Raw genomic sequence first — 16,720 nt, 5'->3', positions numbered from 1 at the left:
AGCACCCGGGACAGGTCCCCGCGCAGGATCTCGATGTCCGCGATGAACCCGTCGCCACCGTCGTCGTCGGCACGGAAGATCAGTGCGCAGAGCCTCCAACATGGGCGCGTCGGGCGTTGAAGATGGCTCGTACGGCGGCTTCATCGCCGTCGATGTCGACGAGCCCAAGGGTGTCGTCGAGGGCGAGCACACCCGCGGCCAGCCCGAGAACGATCGCGGCGTCAGCGCGCACGACGGCGTCGAGATCGCCACCATCATGCGGGTTGACCTCGATGCCCGAGCGCGTCGCCCGCACCTGGACCAGCTGGCCGTCGACCGCGATCCCCACCTTCGATGACCGGCGAGGAGCCGCCTTGCCGACGAGCAAGGCCCGGAGGGGTACGACGAGCCATTCGGCGCGGAAGCAGTCGCCGCCTGGCCCGCGCACCATCAGCGGCGTCGACCACCGGATGAGGCTCTCGATCGGCTCCCGCAACTCGGCGCCCCACGGGGTGAGGGCATACACGACGACGTTGCCCTTCTCGGCCAACCGCCGCTGGACCACTCCGGCGGTCTCGAGGTCGCGGAGCCGGTCGGCGAGCAGGTTGGTGGCCACGCCGGGGAGCCCGTCGAGCAACTCACGGTAGCGGGCGGGAGCGATCAACAGCTGGCGGACGATGAGCAGATTCCACCGGTCCCCCACGACATCGAGCGCCCGGGCGAGGCCGCAGTACTGGCCGTAGCTTCGACTCATGTCATCTACTTTACAATCTCAAGTCTGCCTGACAATATCTAGCGTCAGCGAGAGGAGTGTGGTCATGGCTGACGCGGGAAGGCCGGTGTGGGTCGACGATGAGTTGTTCCCGTTCGAGAGCCGCTTCGTCGCCTTCGACGGGCACACCGTGCACTACGTGGACGAGGGATCGGGACCGACGCTGCTGTTCCTGCACGGCAACCCGACCTGGTCGTTTGACTATCGCGACGTGATCCGCGCGCTGCGGGACGAGTTCCGCTGCGTCGCGCTGGACTACCCCGGCTTCGGGCTGTCCTCGGCCGGGCCGGGCTATCGGTATCTCCCCGAGGAGCATGCCGCCGTGGTCGTGGATTTCCTTGACCACCTGGGCCTGTCGGACGTCACCCTCGTCGCACACGACTGGGGAGGCCCGATCGGCTTGTACGCGGCCGAGCAGCGGCCCGCTGCCGTCGGGGGTCTGGTGCTGGCCAACACCTGGGCGTGGCCGGTCAACGGCGACCCGATCGTCGAGCTGGCCTCCCGCCTCATGGGTGGACCGGTTGGGCGCGAGCTGATCCGGCGGTTCAACCTGTTCGTCAACGCGATGATCCCTGCCGGGCACCGGCTGCGAAAGCCGAGCCCCGACGAGATGGCGCACTACCGGAACGCTCTCGCCACCTACCACCGGCGCCACGCGTCGGCCGTGCTCCCCCGGCGCATCACCGCCAGCCGCGCCTTTCTCGCCGGTATCGAGGCCGGGCTCGGCGACCTCGCGGCGCGCCCGGCACTCATCGTGTGGGGCGACGCCGACTTCGCTTTCCGAGCCAAGGAGCGACAGCGCTGGGAGCAGATCTTCGCCGACCACCACACCGTGATCGTCGAAGGCGCCGGCCACTTCGTGCAGTCCGACGCGCCCGACCGGCTCGCGGCGGCGATCCGCGACTGGCGGTCCGCACTCGACGGGCGGCGCACATCTCCGGCTCGTGGGGACGCTCGGCGCGAAACGCCAACGGAGTCGTAGTGGCCTACGACGCGCATCTGGCCGACCGTGTCCGGGAACTGCTGGGGGATGGTTCGCCGGTGACCGAACAGAGGATGTTCGGAGGACTCGCCTTCCTCGTCGCCGGCAAGATAGCAGTAGCGGCAAGCAGTCAAAGTGGCCTTTTGGTGCGGGTCGACCCCGCACGCACCGACCATCTCCTCGCGACCACCAACGCGCGGCCGATGGAGATGAAAGGCCGAGCGATCCAGGGCTGGCTACACATCGACGGCGACGACCTGCGCACCAAGCGCCAACTGGCTCAGTGGATCGCCATCGGCACAGCCACCGCCAGAAACACGCCCGTCAAGAGACGATGACCGAAACCCCAGGCCCCAGGCGAGGCCCAGACTCTGGCGCACAGGAAAGTGCTGACATGGTCCCGGCTGCGACGCACAGTGGTGCACCCGACGCCCTGGCCCAGGCTCGCGCGGCGTTACGGGACATCGTCCCCCACCTCGTCGCACTTGTGCGCAGCATCCCGGACGCCAACGCCGCTTCGGTCGGCACCTGGACGGTGGGCGATGTCGCCGCTCACCTATCTCACGACTTTCGCGCCGACACCGACGCCATAGCCGGAAGGCCGGTCCCGGAAGCCGTTGTGACGAAAACGGGAATAGCCGAGGCCACCGCGAAGATCCTAGCCGAGGACAGTGAACGGGACCCAGCAGCACTCGCGGATCGCATCGGCACACTTGCAGGCGAGTTCGATGACGTCGTGTCACGTTCGCGAGCAGCCACCGTCGATTGGCTGCAAGGTACCCGCCTGCCAGTTTCGGCGGTGGCTTGTCACCTGCTCAACGAATGCCTCATCCACGGCCATGACATCGCCACAGCCACCGGGCGACCGTGGCCGATACAGCGCCACCATGCCCTGCTCGCGATGGAGACCTTCGTGCTGCCACTGATCGCGGCGCTGCCGCCCACCGCTTTCGTGAACCAGGAGAAAGCCGGCTCCTTCCGAGCCCGCATCGAACTGCGCCTACGCGGCGGGCGTCGCACGGTAATGGTCCTCGACCGCGGTTCGCTGACACTCGACACGGGACGCGCCCGCGACGTTGACGCCCACATCTCTGCCGACCCCCCAACCCTCATGCTGGTTCTCATCGGCAGACAAGGAATAGCGAAACCGATTCTCGAAGGCAAGCTCACCGCTTGGGGACCTCGGCCCTGGAAGCTCCCCCGCATGCTCACCGTCATGAGCCTCCCGTAGCCCGTTCGTCAGACGATCGACCAGCAATACTGGCAATCGTCGCCGTGCCCTGCCTAGCGCGGCCGATGTTTCGCGGAAGTTTCGGTGGCCAGTGACCCCGGGTCGTGCACGATCCGACCGCCGATCGCGGTGAGCACCGTCCTCGTCTCCCGGATCTCGTCGACCGGGCAACGGAGGATGTCCCGGTCCAGTACGACGAAATCGGCGAGCTTGCCGACTTCCAGCGAGCCGATGCGGTCTTCCGCACCCATGACCACCGCGCCGTTGATGGTGTAGGTGGCGATCGCCTCCTCGCGGGTGACGGTCTTGGCCGGGGTGAGCAGGCTGCGGCCGGTGCGCCCGTCCGTGCGCCGCAGCGCGGTCCAGAGTTGGAACAGCGGGTCGTAATGACCACCGTCGCTGCTCAGTGCCACCGGCACCCCGGCGTCGAGCCACCAACGCAGCGGCACCAGGGACCGCCACCCGTCGCCGCCCATCCGATCCACGTAGATCTCCTCGCCTCGGCTGAAATCCACGCTGGTGTAGGTCTGCGCGACGAGGCCCATCTCCTTCAGCGAGGCGATCTGTTCGCGGGTGGGGTACGGGAAGTGCTGCACCACCCACCGCCGGTCGGCCAGCGATGTCTCCCGGTGTACCGATTCCAGCGCCCGGACGGTCATCGCGCACGCCTGGTCGCCGGCGGCCACGATGTTGAGCCGCAGATCGTGCCGTACCGCCAGCCGGGCGATGTCGGCCAGCTTCTCGGTGGACACCGCGGAGTAGCCGTTGCCCGGTTCGCCCTGCGGGTTCCGGTAAGGACTGTGCATCAGGGACAGGCCGAACTGCGGTGGGCCGTCCAGCGTCACGGTCGCCCCGATCGTCCGCATCCGGTCGTCACCGGTACCGGCGCCGGTCGCGTCGGTCAGCGCGGCCATCCATTCCCCGATCGCCTCGAGGGGCTGCCGGGCCGGGACTTCGTGGGCGCCGACCACCCGATTGGCCAGCGCGCCCGCGGCGGCGAGTTCGTGCAGGACGGGGAGGAAGAAGTTGCCGTGGGCTTCGTAGCAGGCGGTGACGCCGACCGTGGCGTTCTCTCGGAAAGCGTCCGCGATCGCCTTCCGGACGGTCGCGTCCGGCGGGGTGGGCAGGAGGGACTGCAGGGCTCCGAACAGGCGGCTGCTCCGGTTGAAGATGTTCAGGCCGTGCACCACGCCGGTCGGCGTGCCGGTGCCGGGTTCCCGGGCGATGCGGACGTTCGGTTCGTCGGGTGTCCGCTCGGTCACGCCGAGGAGCCGGAGCGCCGCGCTGTTGAAGATCGCGGGATGCGGCCAGTACGCGGAGGTCGGGATGTACACCGGGTTGTCCGGCGCCACCGCGTCGAGATCGGCCCGGGTGGGCCATCGCCGCTCGCTGAACCGGTCCGGCAGGCCGACGTAGTCGGGCGGGTCACCGAGCGGGGTGGTCCAGATCCAGGCCCCTGGTTCGGCGTTCGCCGCCCGCTCGCCGATCCGCCGGGCGACCTCGGCGACCGATTCCGCGCCGGCCAGCGAGGGCTGTGCCAGGTTCTGCAGGGCCCGGTGGATCGTATGCGGGTGGGCGTCGACGAAACCGGGAAGCACCATGCGCCCGGCGAGGTCGATCACCCGGGTGCCCGGCCCGATCAGCGCCGCCATTTCCGCATCCGTGCCGAGTGCGACAATCCGGTCGCCGCGGACCGCGAAAGCGTCCACAACGGAGAACTCCCGGTCGACGGTGACGACCTTCCCGTTGCGCAGTACGGTGTCGATGTCCACAGTATTTCCTTTCATTCTTCCGAAACCGAGCCGAGTGCCGGCGACGGGGAGAACCGCAGGACGCCGCGCCGGTCGCGGGAATACCGCGGCCACCCGGGCAGCCCGCCGTGCCCGGGATCGCCGTCCCGGACGAACGCGATCCAGGCTCGTTGCACGAGATCGGTCACCGCGGCCGGCGGGCCTGGAACCGGATCCCCCAGCATGGGCGCGTTCCGCCAGGCGTGCGGGTTGCCGAACACGAAAGGCAGTTCGATGCAGTGGCAGGCCCCGAACGGGCTGCCCGCCGGGCTCCAGTCGAACTGGTAGAGCCACGCCGGATTGCCGTGTTCGGCCAGCGCTTCGGCCAACCGAAGGGTCGGCCGGCGCACCATGTCGTCGGTCAGCTCGGCGACGCCCTCGGCGCCGGGCAGGAAGGCCGCCGCCTCGTCCCGGGTGAAGCCGAGCAGGATCCGGACCCCGTCGGCGGCGCGTGCCCCGACCGCGCCCACCGGGTCCTCGGCGACCAGTTCGCCGTCCGCGACGAGTTGGAACGGTGGCGCGAAATCCCGCGGGCCGCCCCGCACCTCGCGCGCCACTTTCTCTTGCGCCGCCAAAAGATCCGCGGTCGGCAGGGTTCGCAGCAGCCCGGCCCGGCCGGGCGGCACGCCCAGCACGCGGAGGAAATGAGTGGCGATCTCCGTGGCGCGCTCCGGCCGCCACGGGCGCATCCCGCCGGGAATGCTCTGCAGAACGGCCCGCCGGAACAAGCCCCGGCCGGAGGAGCCCGACAGCAGGGCGAGAATCGACAGTGCGCCGCCCGACTGCCCCGCGACCGTGATGTCGGCCTGGTCGCCGCCGAACGCGGCGATGTTCGCCCGCACCCAGCGCAGTGCCTCGCGCACGTCCAGCAGACCGAGGTTGCCCTCGCCCAGATCGTCGGTCAGTCCGGCGAAATACCCGAACCCCAGCACACCCAGCCGGTAGTTGATCGTGACCACCGTGAGGCCGCCGCGGCGAGCGAGTTCGGCGCCGTGATACCACTCCAGCCCGCCGGATCCGGTGAGGAACCCGCCGCCGTGCACGAACACGAGGACCGGACGCGGCCCGGACACCGGATCCGGCGTCCAGACATTGACCGTGAGGCAGTCCTCCGCCTGAGCCATCGGCTGCTGGGGGCCGGTCACCCGCTCCAGCCGGGAAACCGGTTGGGGCGCGATCGGTCCCGGCGCGGTGGCGTCGCGGTCGCCGGTCCACGGGGGCGCGGGCTCGGGTGGGCGGAACCGGGCTTCCCCCACCGGTGGTCGCGCGTAGGGCACTCCCAGGAATGCCGCGACTCCCGCCTGCCTGCGGCCAAGGAGGCGCCCACCCCCAGGCATCCGCACCACCGGCTTCTCCGGTTCCGTCATCGGACTCTCCCTTCTGCCGAGCATCGCCTCAAGGCTCGGCGGTGGTGGGCCAGACCGACCGGAACCGCGCCGGAATCGGCGTTTTCCGACACCGGTCTACGGTGGACTGGTGGAACCACTCACCCTCGACCAGCTCGACCGGCAGCTGGTGCACGCGTTGCAGGTCGACGGCCGCGCCTCTTTCAGCCGGATCGCCGCCGCGCTCGGGACCTCGGACCGGACCGTCGCCCGCCGCTATCGCCGCCTCCGCTCGGTGGGTGCGCTGCGCGTGGTGGCGCTGCCGGACAGCCGACGGATCGGGGAGGTTGACTGGCTCGCCCGCATCCGGTGCGCCCCCGACACGGTGATCCCCGTGGCGGCGCTGCTGGCCCGGCGCGAAGACATCTCGTGGGTCGGCCTGACCTCGGGCGGGTCCGAGGTCACCTGTGTCACCCGGACCCGGGGGAAGCCGGACGGGGACGGTCTGCTGCTGCAGCGATTGCCCCGGTCACCGCGGATAACCAGCATCACCGCGTACTGCTTGCTGCGACCGGTCGCCGGCACCGCCGGATGGCCGGGCCGCACCAGGGCACTGAGCGAACGGCAGATCCGGCACCTCGCCCCGCCACCGTCGCCCGAGCCGGGTCGCCGGGCGGTCCGGCTCACCGAGCCGGAGGAGCGGCTGTTCAGCGTGCTGGCCAAGGACGGCAGGGCGGACTACCGGGTCCTGGCCGAGGCCGCCGGGTGGTCCGAAACCACCACCCGGCGGCGACTCGAGGACTTACGCCGCACCGGGATTCTGTACTTCGACGTCGACATCGACCCGCTGCTGCTCGGCTACACCGTCGAGGCGGTCCTCTGGCTGACCGTCGCCCCCGCCCAGCTCGCCGTCGTCGCCCGAGCGCTGTCCACCCATGAGGAGGTCGCTTTCGCCGCGGCCACAACGGGTTCGGTCAACCTGGTCGCGTTCGTGGTCTGTCCCGATTCCGACGCCCTGTACGACTACCTGGCCACCCGAATCGGCAAGCTACGGGGTGTTCTCCAGGTGGAGACGGCCCTCGTCACCCGGCACGCCAAACGTGCCGGGGCCCTGCTCGACACGTTCGCGCGTGATCGGTAGAGCCGATGATTACTCAGCGCGGAAATCGTTTCCCGGGTTTTCGGCGTGGATGAGCCATAGTCGTGCGGTGCCCACCACGTCCGGGTCCATCGCGGGCGGGACCGGACGGCCGTGCCCGCGGGCCAGATGTGCCGGGTCGGTGGTGCGGGCGTGCCAGCCGTGCTGGGCCAGCCATCGGTGCGGGTCGGCGACCGCGGACCGCCACGGCGCGCCGATGCGGGCGAACGCGGCCAGTGCCGGTTGGAACGGCGGCAACGTCAGCGTGTCGGGGTTGACGTGTTCGGCGCCGAGATGGCTCCCCGGACAGGACAGCGCGCTGATGGTGCTGAGCAGTGTGTTGTTCTGTGTCTCGGTGAGGTAGACGAGCAGGCCCTCGGCGAGCCAGGCGGTGGGACGGTCCGGCCGGAAGCCCTGCCGGGTGAGGGTGGCGGCCCAGTTCTCGCGCAGATCGCCCGGTACCACCACCCGCTCGCACTCCGGTACCGCACCTTGCGCGGTCAGGACGCGTTCTTTGAACCGCACGGTGTCCGGCAGATCGAGTTCGAACAGCCGGGTGCCCGCCGGCCAGGGCATCCGGAACGCGCGGGTGTCCAGACCGGCGGCCAGCAGGACGACCTGCCGGCATCCCGCCGCCGTCGCGGCACGCAGGTAGTCGTCGAAGAACCGGGTCCGCAACGCGAAATAGCCCGCCATGAACTCGGCTCCGTCCCCGCCGCCGTGCCCGGGCTTGGGGCTCGTCTCGGTGGCGGCGTGGTGGTCCAGGAAGGCCGCGGCCCACGGATCGCTGAACAGGCGGTCCGGGCGCGTGTGCTCGGCCGCCCGGCCACGGGCGATGGCCAGTGCGGTCAGCCCGACCCCGGACGGAGTATCGGTCGCGGTCATCTCAACCTCCGGCTCGACGTCGCTTCCCCCGGCCCCGATAATCATCAGCATGCTGATGATTATCGGACCGTACCAGCGCCTCGGGCTTCTCCGCCATGCCGGGTGACCGCGCCACGGCTGGTTCCGCCGAGGAGGTCGCCGAGCGGCTGCCGCCGGACGAGTGGCCGTTGGGCCGGTTGCTGGCCACCGCCGCACGGCTGCTGCGGAACGCTTTCGACGCGGACCTGGTGGCGGTGGGACTCAACCACGCCGGTTTCGTCGCGCTGCACGTCCTGCGCGAGGGCGCGCTCAGCCAGGCGGAACTGGCCCGCCGCTGCCAGGTGCAGGCGCAGACCATGAGCCGCACGGTCGACCGGCTGCTCAGGTATGGCTTCGTCCGGCGCGAGCGGGACCAGGCCGACGCCCGCCGACTGCTCGTTTCGATCACCAGCGCGGGACGGCGCGCCTATCGCAGAGCACCCGGCCGGGATTCCGCGCACGCGCTGGGAATGCTGGCCGACCCGGACGCCTTCCGCGCCGAACTGGTCCGCCTCGTCCTCGCACTGCAGAACGCCGCTACGCCAAGAGATCGAGAATCCGAGATTCCGCGGAGCGCCGCCGCCCTGGGTGACCAGGGCGGGTGACGGTTGTCCGGATCTGTGGGCTGGTTGTCCTTGAGGACGTCTGACCTCGTGGCGAGACTTCCGGTGTGGAGGATGCGGATCGGCGTGAGGTCGTCGTCGTGGTGTACGCGGGTGTCGTGTTACTCGATCTCGCGGGCCCGGTCCAGGTGCTCGACGGCGCGGGTGGCTACCGGGTGCGCCTCGCCTCGTTGGACGGGCGGCCGGTGCGGTCGGACACCGGAGTGGTTTTGGATGTCGACTGTGCACTGTCCGATGTAGACGATCGGCTGGACACGGTGGTCGTTCCCGGGCCCCTGCCCGGACTGCTCGAGGGGTTTCCTCCGGCATTGCTCGCCCAGATCGCCCGGCTCGGTGGGGCCGCGCGCCGGGTCGCCTCGGTGTGCACCGGCGCGTTCCTGCTGGCGGAGGCCGGGCTGCTGGCCGGACGGCAAGCAACCACACACTGGTCGATGTGTGCCGAGCTGGCCGCGCGGTTTCCCGGCGTAGCCGTGCGCCCGGACGCCATCTACGTCCGCGACGACCAAGTGGTGACCTCGGCCGGGGTGACCGCGGGCATCGATCTGGCCCTCGCCCTGGTCGAGGAAGACCAGGGGGCCGACGCCGCCCGCACCGCCGCGCGGCAGCTGGTGGTGTTCCTGCGCCGCCCCGGCGGCCAGTCCCAGTTCAGCGTCCGGAGCGACGTTCCCGCACCACACACCCCCGCGCTGCGCGCCGTGCTCGACGCCGTCGTGGCCGAACCCGCGGCCGACCACACCCTGTCCGGCATGGCCACCCGCGCCATGGTCAGCGAGCGTCACCTGACCCGCCTGTTCCAGCGGGAACTGGGAATCACACCGGGCCAATACGTTTCGCGAGCCCGTGTCGAGGCCGCCCGCAACCTGCTCGAGTCCTGCGATGTCGGCGTGGAAACCGTGGCCCGCCGCTGCGGCTTCGGTTCCAGCGAGACCATGCGCCGCGTCTTCCTCCAGATTCTCGGCACCACCCCCACCGCTTATCGGCAACGTTTCGCCTACCCGTAAAGGAGAATCCGATGTCCCATCCCATTTCCCGCCGCGCCGCGATCGGCGGCGCCGCGGCCGGTGCCGCCGCAGTCGCGATCGGCGCACCGGCGGCCGATGCGACCCCGGGCGAATTGTCCTTCCCCACCACCTGGCTGGCCCGGCGCACCCACACCCTGGTGACGCGGGCCCAGCAGCCGTTCCTGCGCAACCACAGCCTGCGCAGCTTCCTGTTCGCCCGGGCAGCCGCCGGGCAGCAGGGCAGGCGACCGAACGAGCACTACGACCCCGAACTGGTGTACCTCATCTGCCTGCTCCACGACATGGGGCTGACCGACCAGGGAAACACCGACCAGCGATTCGAGGTCGCCGGCGCCGACCTCGCCGCAAGGTTCCTGGAAAACCACGGCATCACCGACCACCGGGTGGACACCGTATGGGACGCCATCGCCCTGCACACCTCCCAGCACGTGCACGAGTCGCCGGTGTTCCAACGCCGCCGCCCCGCCGAGATCGGCATCGCGCTGACCGGGATCGGCATCGACCTCACCGGCCCCGACGATCCCGGCCAACTCCCGCCCGGCTTCGCCGACCGCGTCCACGCCCGCTACCCGCGCCTCGGCGGCTGCCGCGCCCTCACCGAGATCATGGTCGCGCAATCCCTCGCCAACCCCCGCAAAGCACCCCCGATGACCCTGCCCGGCGAGATCCTCCACCAACGCCACCCCGCCCTGCCCTATCCGACCTGGGACATGATCCTCGACGCGAACACCTGGGGAGACTGACCCATTGGTGAGAGCCATGCCCGTCGCGGGTGGACCCGGCTGTTGGTGTGGAGGTACCCGGCGCGCGCCACCGGGCCGGGCCATGCGGCCCGGCTCCGGATGCCGATCATCCCTCGGCGGACCTGGTGGGCGTCAGCAGGGGGACACGATCCACACCGGTGTCCAGTCGTAGACGTGGTTGAAGGACGGGGCCGTGCTGGTGTCGAGGATCGGCCATCCGCCCTTTCCCAGGAAGAACGCGACCGTGCCAGGGGTCTGGTTGTTTCCCCACGATCCGGGTCCGACCCAGCCGGGCAGGCGGTAGTCCCCGCACGCCCACATGTCTATCTGGGTCCCCGTTCCGTAGGTTCAGGCCGAGCGGAATCCTGGTGGTGGGCGCGGCCATGTACCGCATGCTCATCGACCCCACCACGGCAGACGACCCCACCACCACGCGCCACTACCTGGACACCATCATCCGCCAAGCCAACCGGCTGCTCCAGCCCCTCAGCACTCCCGGCGTTCACCTGGACGACGGGGCCGACGCCGCGGCCATGGCGCGCAGCATGAACGAGTTCGGAGCCGAACTGGTCAAGGATCATCCGAGCAGGTTCGGGCTGTCCGCCACGCTCACACTGCCCGATGTGGACACAGCCCTCGCCGAAGCGGCGTACGCGCTGGACGAGCTGTCCGCCGACGGGATCCCGCCGTTCGCCGCCGACTTCCTGCTCGACACCACCCAGGCAGCGTTCAACCTGATGCGCCACAACGTGCCACAACGGTTCCCGGATTCTTCTTCGACACCGCCATGTCCGCCAGCCCAGCCGCCCTGCCCTCACTGCCCGCCTTCGCCAAACCCGGACACGTGCTATACGGCAGCGACTGGCCCTTCGTCCCCGAACCCGCCGTCGCCTACTTCACCGCACCGATCCAGGACTCCGCGGACATCGGGCACCACAACGCCCGGCCGCCCTCTCGCACGCTGCTCCACGAGAGTCCCTGAGCACGCAGGAGGAGGCTCCGTCAGCCGCGGGCGGCTTCGGCGGCGAGTTCGAGAACGCGGCCGAGCGAGGCGAAACCGCCCGCGCGATCGATCGGGCCGTCGAGGTGGTGCAGCACGTTCGCGCCGATACCGCTGCTGAACAACATGGTGGCCAGGTGCTTGGCTTCGGGCAGGCCGGGGTTGTCCGCCACCAGCCGTTCCAGGTACTCGATCCATAGCGCCCGCGACCGTTCGTAACCCCGAAGATAGGCCGTGCGCAGGGGGCCGTCCTCCAGCATCGCCTCGGGCAGGGCGGTCGCGAAGATCCGGCCGCACGGCGCGTTGACGACCGCCAGGTGCGCGTCGACTAGCTGGGCGAAGGAAAGCGATCCGGATCCGTCGAGGCGACGGCGGTACTCGTGTTCGGCGGTGGCGAAGGCGTGGTCGATCACCTCGGCGATCAGCCCTTCCTTGGAGCCGAAGTGCCACGCGATCGAACCGCGGCTGATCCCGGCCCGGTCGGCGACCGCCTGCACCGAAGCGGCCCGCGGGCCGACCTCCGCCACCAGTTCCGTCGCCGCGTCCAGCAGGCGACGACGGCTCTCCTGGGCGGATTCCTCGCGACGATTCGCCATGGCCGAATTCTCGCACAGCCGGTGATCACGGTTGACTATGCGGAGCGTCCAATGATTGGATGAGCGTCCAGCGAACGGCCGTCCGAGGGAGCACATGCGTCTTGTCACCTTCGCCGAGGAAAACTCCGACCACGTCGGCGCCCTGCTTGACGGGGATTCGACCGTCCTCGATCTCACCGCCGCGGTGCCGGACGACCGGGCGTTCAGCGCCATGGCGGAACTGATCGAATCGGGCGAACAAGGCTTGGACCGGGCGCGGGAACTGTGCGAGCGACCGCCCGAATCTGCCTTGCGATCAAGGGATTCCGTGCGGCTGCGGGCCCCGCTCCCCCACCCGGCGCGCCTGCGCGACTGCGGCCTGTTCATCGCACACGCGGCGGCAGCGCTGCGCGAACTCGCCCGGCGGCAAGCGGCCGGGGCCGAGTACCCGGACACCGAATTCGAGCGGCTCATGGCCAGTGGCCGGTTCACCCTGCCGCCCCTGTTCGAACAGCGGGTCCTCTACTACCTGGCCGATCATCTCTCGGTGAGCGGTCCGGACGAGGAGATCCACGCGCCGCCCGGCGCGGCGGAACTGGACTACGAACTGGAATTCGCGGCCGTGGTCGGCCGCACCGCCCGGAACGTGCCGCCCGAGCGGGCCGGCGAGCACATCTTCGGATACACGATCTTCAACGACTGGAGTGCGCGCGATCTGCAGATCGAACTGATGCGGACCGGGACCGGACCGGGCGAGGGCAAGGACTTCGCCGGTTCCAACACGCTCGGGCCGTGCCTGGTCACCCGCGACGAACTGTCCGATCCGTACGCACTGACGATGACGGCGCGGGTCAACGGCGAGGAATGGTCGCGCGGCGGCACCGACGGCATGCACCACACCTTCGAGGACGCGATCGTCCAGTTCAGCCGCAGCGGCACGGTGCACGCGGGCGAGGTCCTCGGGTCCGGCACGGTACTTTCGGGCACCGGTTTCGATCTCGGGCGGCACCTGTCCGACGGCGACGAGGTCGAACTCGAGGTCAGCGGTATCGGGGTCCTGCGCAACCGGGTCCGGGTGGCGCGGTGACCGAGGTCTACGTGGCCGGGGTGGGCCGCACCCGGTACGGCAGGTTTCCCGCTCTCGGCGTCGGCGCGCTCGCCCGGGAAGCACTGGCGCGGTGCCTCGCGGACGCGGGCGCCGGGCTCGGCGACGTGGCGGGCGTGTTCTTCGCGAACACCGCGCAGGGCGCGCTCGAGGGGCAGCACCTGATCCGGGGGCAGATCGCGCTTCGCGGCGCCGGGGTCGAGCGGATCCCGATCTTCAACGTGGAAAACGCTTGCGCCAGCGGTGCCTCGGCCTTCCACCTCGCGGCGACCGCCGTCCGCGCCGGGGAACTGGACGTCGCGCTGGCGCTGGGCGCGGACAAACTGTCCGGTGTGGACGAACACACCACGGCGGGGCTCTTCCGGGCGGGGATGGACGTGTCGCGCTGGGAAGCCGAACTCCGCGAATTCCGCGCCGCCGCGGGCGCGCCGGAGATCGTGCCGGGTCGCCGGTCGGTGTTCATGGACATCTACGCGGCCTTCGCGGCGCACTACCTGCGACGGTATCCCGGGGCCACGGTGCGCCAGTTCGCCGCGGTCGCCGCCAAGAACCGCCGCAATGCGGCCCGCAATCCCCTTGCCACGTACCGGGAACCGCTCACCGTCGAGGGCGTGCTCGCCGCGCGGGAGATCGCCGCGCCGCTGACGTTGCCGATGTGCGCACCCATCGGCGACGGCGCGGCGGCCACCCTGCTGTGTTCAGCCGATGTGTTGACCCGCTTCGATTCCCGCCGTGCGGTGCGGGTGCGCGCCAGTGTGGTCGCCTCCGGATCGGGCCGGGCGCTCGGCGACGACGCACACCAGATCACCCGCCGCGCCGCCGCCCGGGCCTACCAGCGGGCCGGGCTCGGACCGGAGGACGTCTCGATCGCCGAGGTGCACGACGCGACCGCGGTCGGCGAGGTGCTGCAACTCGAATACCTCGGCCTGGCGCCGGCCGGCGAGGGCGGCGCGGCCGCGGAACGCGGTGAGACGGCGCTCGGCGGGCGCCTGCCGGTGAACACCTCCGGCGGGCTGGAAGGCAACGGGCATCCGGTCGGGGCCACCGGCCTCGGCCAGATCCACGAACTCGTCACGCAACTGCGCGGAGAGGCGGGTGACCGGCAGGCCCCGCGGCCCCGGATCGCGCTCGCCGAGAACGGCGGTGGCTTCCTCGGCGCCGAAGAGGCGGCCGCCGCGGTCACCATTCTCGAATCCCCGGAGGGACGATGAACATCGCGACGCTGCTGCACCAGGCCGCGGTCCGCGCGCCGGAGGCACCGGCGGTTTGCGAGGGCGCGACCGTGCTGCGCGGTTACGCGGAACTCGCCGAGCGGGCCACCGCGATCGGCGCCGAACTCGTCCGCCGGTACGGCTTGTCCAGGGGTGACCGGGTCGCGCTGGCCATGAGCAACACGCCGCTGTACTTCGAGGTGCTCTTCGGCGCCTGGTGGGCGGGCCTGGTGGTCACCCCGATGAACGCGCGGCTGCATCCCGCCGAATTCGCCTTCCTGATCGAGGACTGCGCGGCCGGAGTCTGCGTAACCACCGGGCAACAGGACGCGGCGTTGCGCGAGCAGGCACCGGCCGGGGTCGCGATCGTCGAGGCGGCCGAACTCTGCCGGGCCGCCGGAACGATCACGGCGACCGCCCCCGCCGAGGTGCGGCCCGAGGATCCGGCGTGGCTGTTCTACACCAGCGGCACCACGGGGCGGCCCAAGGGCGCGACGCTGACCCACCGCAACCTGATGGCGGCGACGCTCAGCGCGCTCGCCGATGTCGCGGACGGCACGCGGGCGTCGTTGCTGCACATCGCGCCCCTTTCGCACGCGGGTGGCCTGTTCGCGCTGGCCTTCGTCGCACGGGCACGCGCGCAGGTCCTGCCCCGGGACGGCGTGGTGGACGCGCGGTCGCTCGGCGAGGCGATCCGGGCCTTCGGGCCGGTATCGTTCTTCGCGGTCCCGACGATCCTGCGCAGGCTGCTCGACCCCGCGTTGTTCCCGGACGAGCTGATCCCGCACGTGTGCCACATCCTCTACGGGGGTGCGCCCACCTACGCCGAGGACCTGCGGCGGGTCATCGGGCGGTTCGGCGCCGAACGGCTGTGGCAGGGCTACGGGCAGGGCGAATCACCCGGCACGATCACGTTCCTCTCCCCTGCCGACCACGCCGGTCCCCAGCCGCGCCTGGGCGGCGTCGGGGTGGCGCGAACCGGGGTCGAGGTCCGCATCGCGACCCCGGACGGCCGGGTCGCGCCACCGGGAACCGTGGGCGAGATCGTCGTCCGCGGCGACACCGTGATGGCCGGGTACTGGAACCGTCCACAAGCGACAGCCGACGCGCTGCGGAACGGCTGGCTGCACACCGGTGATCTGGGTCGGTTGGACGAGCGGGGATACCTCACCCTGGTCGACCGCGCGAAGAGCATGATCATCTCTGGCGGATCGAACATCTATCCGCGCGAAGTGGAAGAGGTGCTGCTGACCCATCCCGCGGTCGCCGAGGTCGCCGTCGTGGGTACGCCGGATCCGGAATGGGGCGAGCTCCCGGTCGCCTTCACCGTGCTCACCCCCGGCGAACAGGCCACCGCCGAGGAACTCGACGCGCACTGCCTCTCCCACATGGCGCGCTACAAGCGCCCCCGCCGATACCTGTTCACCGAAACCTTGCCCAAGAACAACTACGGAAAAGTGCTCAAACGAGAACTCGCCGAAAGCCTGCGAGGAAAGGAAACCGGAAAATGACCCGCCTGATCGACCTCACCTGGACCATGGACCCGCGCGACCGCGACCTCGTGCCCGCCGCGCTGCCCGAACTCGGCCCGGTGGTCGCCCCGAAGATCGAGTACCTGACGAACGACGGCCACGGACGCGATTTCCTGATCTCGGCGTTCGGCTGCCGGGCCGAGGACCTGCCCGACGGCGAAGGCCCGGCCGGCGAGATCATGAACGACATCAGCACCCACTGCGGAACCCATGTCGACGCCCCGCTGCACAGCGGGAAGACCTGCGAGGGCCGGCCCGCGCGCACCATCGGCGACATCGGCCTGGAGGAACTGTTCTGCCCGGGAATGGTCCTCGATGTCCGCCCGTGGGCGAAACCCGGTGAGGCGATCCCGGTGTCGGCACTGGAAACCGCGATCGAAGCCACCGGCCGCACGATCGGCGAGGGCGACGCGGTGCTCATCCGCACCGGGCAGGAGGCCTACCCGATGACCGATCCGCGGTACTTCGCCTATCCCGGCATGTCCGGCGCGGGCACCCGGTTCCTGACCGGTCAGGGCGCCAAGATACTCGGCACCGACGCAGTCGGCTGGGACCGGCCGATTCCGGCGATGGTCAAGGCTTTCCAGGAAACCGGGGACGCCGGTCAGATCTGGGACGGCCACTACGCGATCCGGGCCAAGGAGGCCTTCATCGTCCAGCAACTCGCCAACCTCGCCGCCTTGCCGCTGACCGGTTTCCGGGTCGGCTGCTTCCCGCTGAAGCTCACCGACACCAGCGCCGCCCCCGCCCGCGTCGTGGCCTTCCTCGACTAGCACATGTTTCGAACAC

The 16,720-nt window shown here is 70.4% G+C and carries 18 protein-coding genes; 12 read left to right on the top strand and 6 right to left on the bottom strand.

The annotated features are described in order from the left end of the window. Positions 1-79: 79 nt before the first annotated feature. Positions 80-733: a winged helix-turn-helix transcriptional regulator gene (locus FXO23_RS15085; RefSeq protein ID WP_158885172.1), complete on the bottom strand. Its 654-nt coding sequence runs from the start codon at positions 731-733 to the stop codon at positions 80-82. A gap of 64 nt (positions 734-797) precedes the next feature. Here FXO23_RS15085 and FXO23_RS15080 point away from each other — a divergent pair, with 64 nt between their 5' ends. The 3 genes from FXO23_RS15080 to FXO23_RS15070 are packed head-to-tail and all read left to right on the top strand — an operon-like array spanning position 798 to position 2,964. Next, complete coding sequence (locus FXO23_RS15080) at positions 798-1,733, top strand: alpha/beta fold hydrolase (protein ID WP_158885170.1); 936 nt, start codon at positions 798-800, stop codon at positions 1,731-1,733. After that, positions 1,733-2,071: a TfoX/Sxy family protein gene (locus tag FXO23_RS15075; protein WP_158885168.1), complete on the top strand. Its 339-nt coding sequence runs from the start codon at positions 1,733-1,735 to the stop codon at positions 2,069-2,071. The genes FXO23_RS15080 and FXO23_RS15075 overlap by 1 nt, the downstream gene beginning before the upstream one ends. A gap of 56 nt (positions 2,072-2,127) precedes the next feature. Next, positions 2,128-2,964, top strand: a complete 837-nt coding sequence (locus FXO23_RS15070) for a maleylpyruvate isomerase N-terminal domain-containing protein (RefSeq protein ID WP_158885164.1) — start codon at positions 2,128-2,130, stop codon at positions 2,962-2,964. Positions 2,965-3,017: 53 nt separating this feature from the next. Here FXO23_RS15070 and FXO23_RS15065 read toward each other — a convergent pair whose 3' ends face one another. After that, on the bottom strand, positions 3,018-4,736 hold the full coding sequence (locus FXO23_RS15065; protein ID WP_158885162.1) for an amidohydrolase: 1,719 nt from the start codon (positions 4,734-4,736) through the stop codon (positions 3,018-3,020). A gap of 11 nt (positions 4,737-4,747) precedes the next feature. Continuing rightward, the gene (locus tag FXO23_RS15060; RefSeq protein WP_158885160.1) at positions 4,748-6,121 is read right to left on the bottom strand and encodes a carboxylesterase/lipase family protein; all 1,374 of its coding nucleotides are present in this window, start codon (positions 6,119-6,121) and stop codon (positions 4,748-4,750) included. A gap of 109 nt (positions 6,122-6,230) precedes the next feature. Here FXO23_RS15060 and FXO23_RS15055 point away from each other — a divergent pair, with 109 nt between their 5' ends. Beyond that, positions 6,231-7,220 (top strand): Lrp/AsnC family transcriptional regulator, encoded by a 990-nt coding sequence (locus FXO23_RS15055; protein WP_218952025.1) that lies wholly within the window; start codon positions 6,231-6,233, stop codon positions 7,218-7,220. 9 nt (positions 7,221-7,229) lie between these two features. Here the strand turns inward: FXO23_RS15055 and FXO23_RS15050 are convergent, their stop codons facing one another. Further along, a complete protein-coding gene (locus FXO23_RS15050) occupies positions 7,230-8,153 on the bottom strand; it encodes a class I SAM-dependent methyltransferase (RefSeq protein ID WP_158885158.1) in 924 nt (307 codons plus the stop codon). A 44-nt stretch (positions 8,154-8,197) separates the two neighbouring features. Here FXO23_RS15050 and FXO23_RS15045 point away from each other — a divergent pair, with 44 nt between their 5' ends. From FXO23_RS15045 to FXO23_RS15035, 3 genes are all read left to right on the top strand, one after another. Then, complete coding sequence (locus FXO23_RS15045; RefSeq protein ID WP_158885156.1) at positions 8,198-8,725, top strand: MarR family winged helix-turn-helix transcriptional regulator; 528 nt, start codon at positions 8,198-8,200, stop codon at positions 8,723-8,725. A 65-nt stretch (positions 8,726-8,790) separates the two neighbouring features. Continuing rightward, on the top strand, positions 8,791-9,744 hold the full coding sequence (locus FXO23_RS15040) for a GlxA family transcriptional regulator (RefSeq protein WP_158885154.1): 954 nt from the start codon (positions 8,791-8,793) through the stop codon (positions 9,742-9,744). 11 nt (positions 9,745-9,755) lie between these two features. Continuing rightward, on the top strand, positions 9,756-10,508 hold the full coding sequence (locus FXO23_RS15035; protein WP_158885153.1) for an HD domain-containing protein: 753 nt from the start codon (positions 9,756-9,758) through the stop codon (positions 10,506-10,508). A gap of 132 nt (positions 10,509-10,640) precedes the next feature. On the opposite strand, the gene FXO23_RS15030 is transcribed toward FXO23_RS15035, so the two are convergent. Next, a complete protein-coding gene (locus tag FXO23_RS15030) occupies positions 10,641-10,829 on the bottom strand; it encodes a hypothetical protein (protein ID WP_158885151.1) in 189 nt (62 codons plus the stop codon). A 466-nt stretch (positions 10,830-11,295) separates the two neighbouring features. Here FXO23_RS15030 and FXO23_RS50755 point away from each other — a divergent pair, with 466 nt between their 5' ends. Beyond that, positions 11,296-11,490, top strand: coding sequence for a hypothetical protein (locus FXO23_RS50755; RefSeq protein ID WP_179956769.1), 195 nt, complete (start codon positions 11,296-11,298; stop codon positions 11,488-11,490). A 20-nt stretch (positions 11,491-11,510) separates the two neighbouring features. On the opposite strand, the gene FXO23_RS15020 is transcribed toward FXO23_RS50755, so the two are convergent. Next, positions 11,511-12,104, bottom strand: coding sequence for a TetR/AcrR family transcriptional regulator (locus FXO23_RS15020; protein ID WP_158885149.1), 594 nt, complete (start codon positions 12,102-12,104; stop codon positions 11,511-11,513). A 94-nt stretch (positions 12,105-12,198) separates the two neighbouring features. On the opposite strand from FXO23_RS15020, the gene FXO23_RS15015 reads away from it, so the two are divergent. The 4 genes from FXO23_RS15015 to FXO23_RS15000 are packed head-to-tail and all read left to right on the top strand — an operon-like array spanning position 12,199 to position 16,704. Continuing rightward, entirely contained in the window at positions 12,199-13,170 is a 972-nt protein-coding gene (locus FXO23_RS15015; protein ID WP_158885147.1) for a fumarylacetoacetate hydrolase family protein, read from the top strand. Continuing rightward, entirely contained in the window at positions 13,167-14,399 is a 1,233-nt protein-coding gene (locus tag FXO23_RS15010; protein WP_158885145.1) for a thiolase family protein, read from the top strand. The genes FXO23_RS15015 and FXO23_RS15010 overlap by 4 nt, the downstream gene beginning before the upstream one ends. Further along, positions 14,396-15,910 (top strand): AMP-binding protein, encoded by a 1,515-nt coding sequence (locus FXO23_RS15005; protein WP_158885143.1) that lies wholly within the window; start codon positions 14,396-14,398, stop codon positions 15,908-15,910. The genes FXO23_RS15010 and FXO23_RS15005 overlap by 4 nt, the downstream gene beginning before the upstream one ends. Then, entirely contained in the window at positions 15,907-16,704 is a 798-nt protein-coding gene (locus tag FXO23_RS15000; RefSeq protein WP_158885141.1) for a cyclase family protein, read from the top strand. The genes FXO23_RS15005 and FXO23_RS15000 overlap by 4 nt, the downstream gene beginning before the upstream one ends. Positions 16,705-16,720: the final 16 nt, after the last annotated feature.

It is taken from the genome of Amycolatopsis anabasis (genome assembly GCF_009765355.1).
GTDB classification, from domain to species: Bacteria; Actinomycetota; Actinomycetes; order Mycobacteriales; family Pseudonocardiaceae; genus Amycolatopsis; species Amycolatopsis anabasis.
This window is presented reverse-complemented; position numbering and strand designations above follow the sequence as displayed.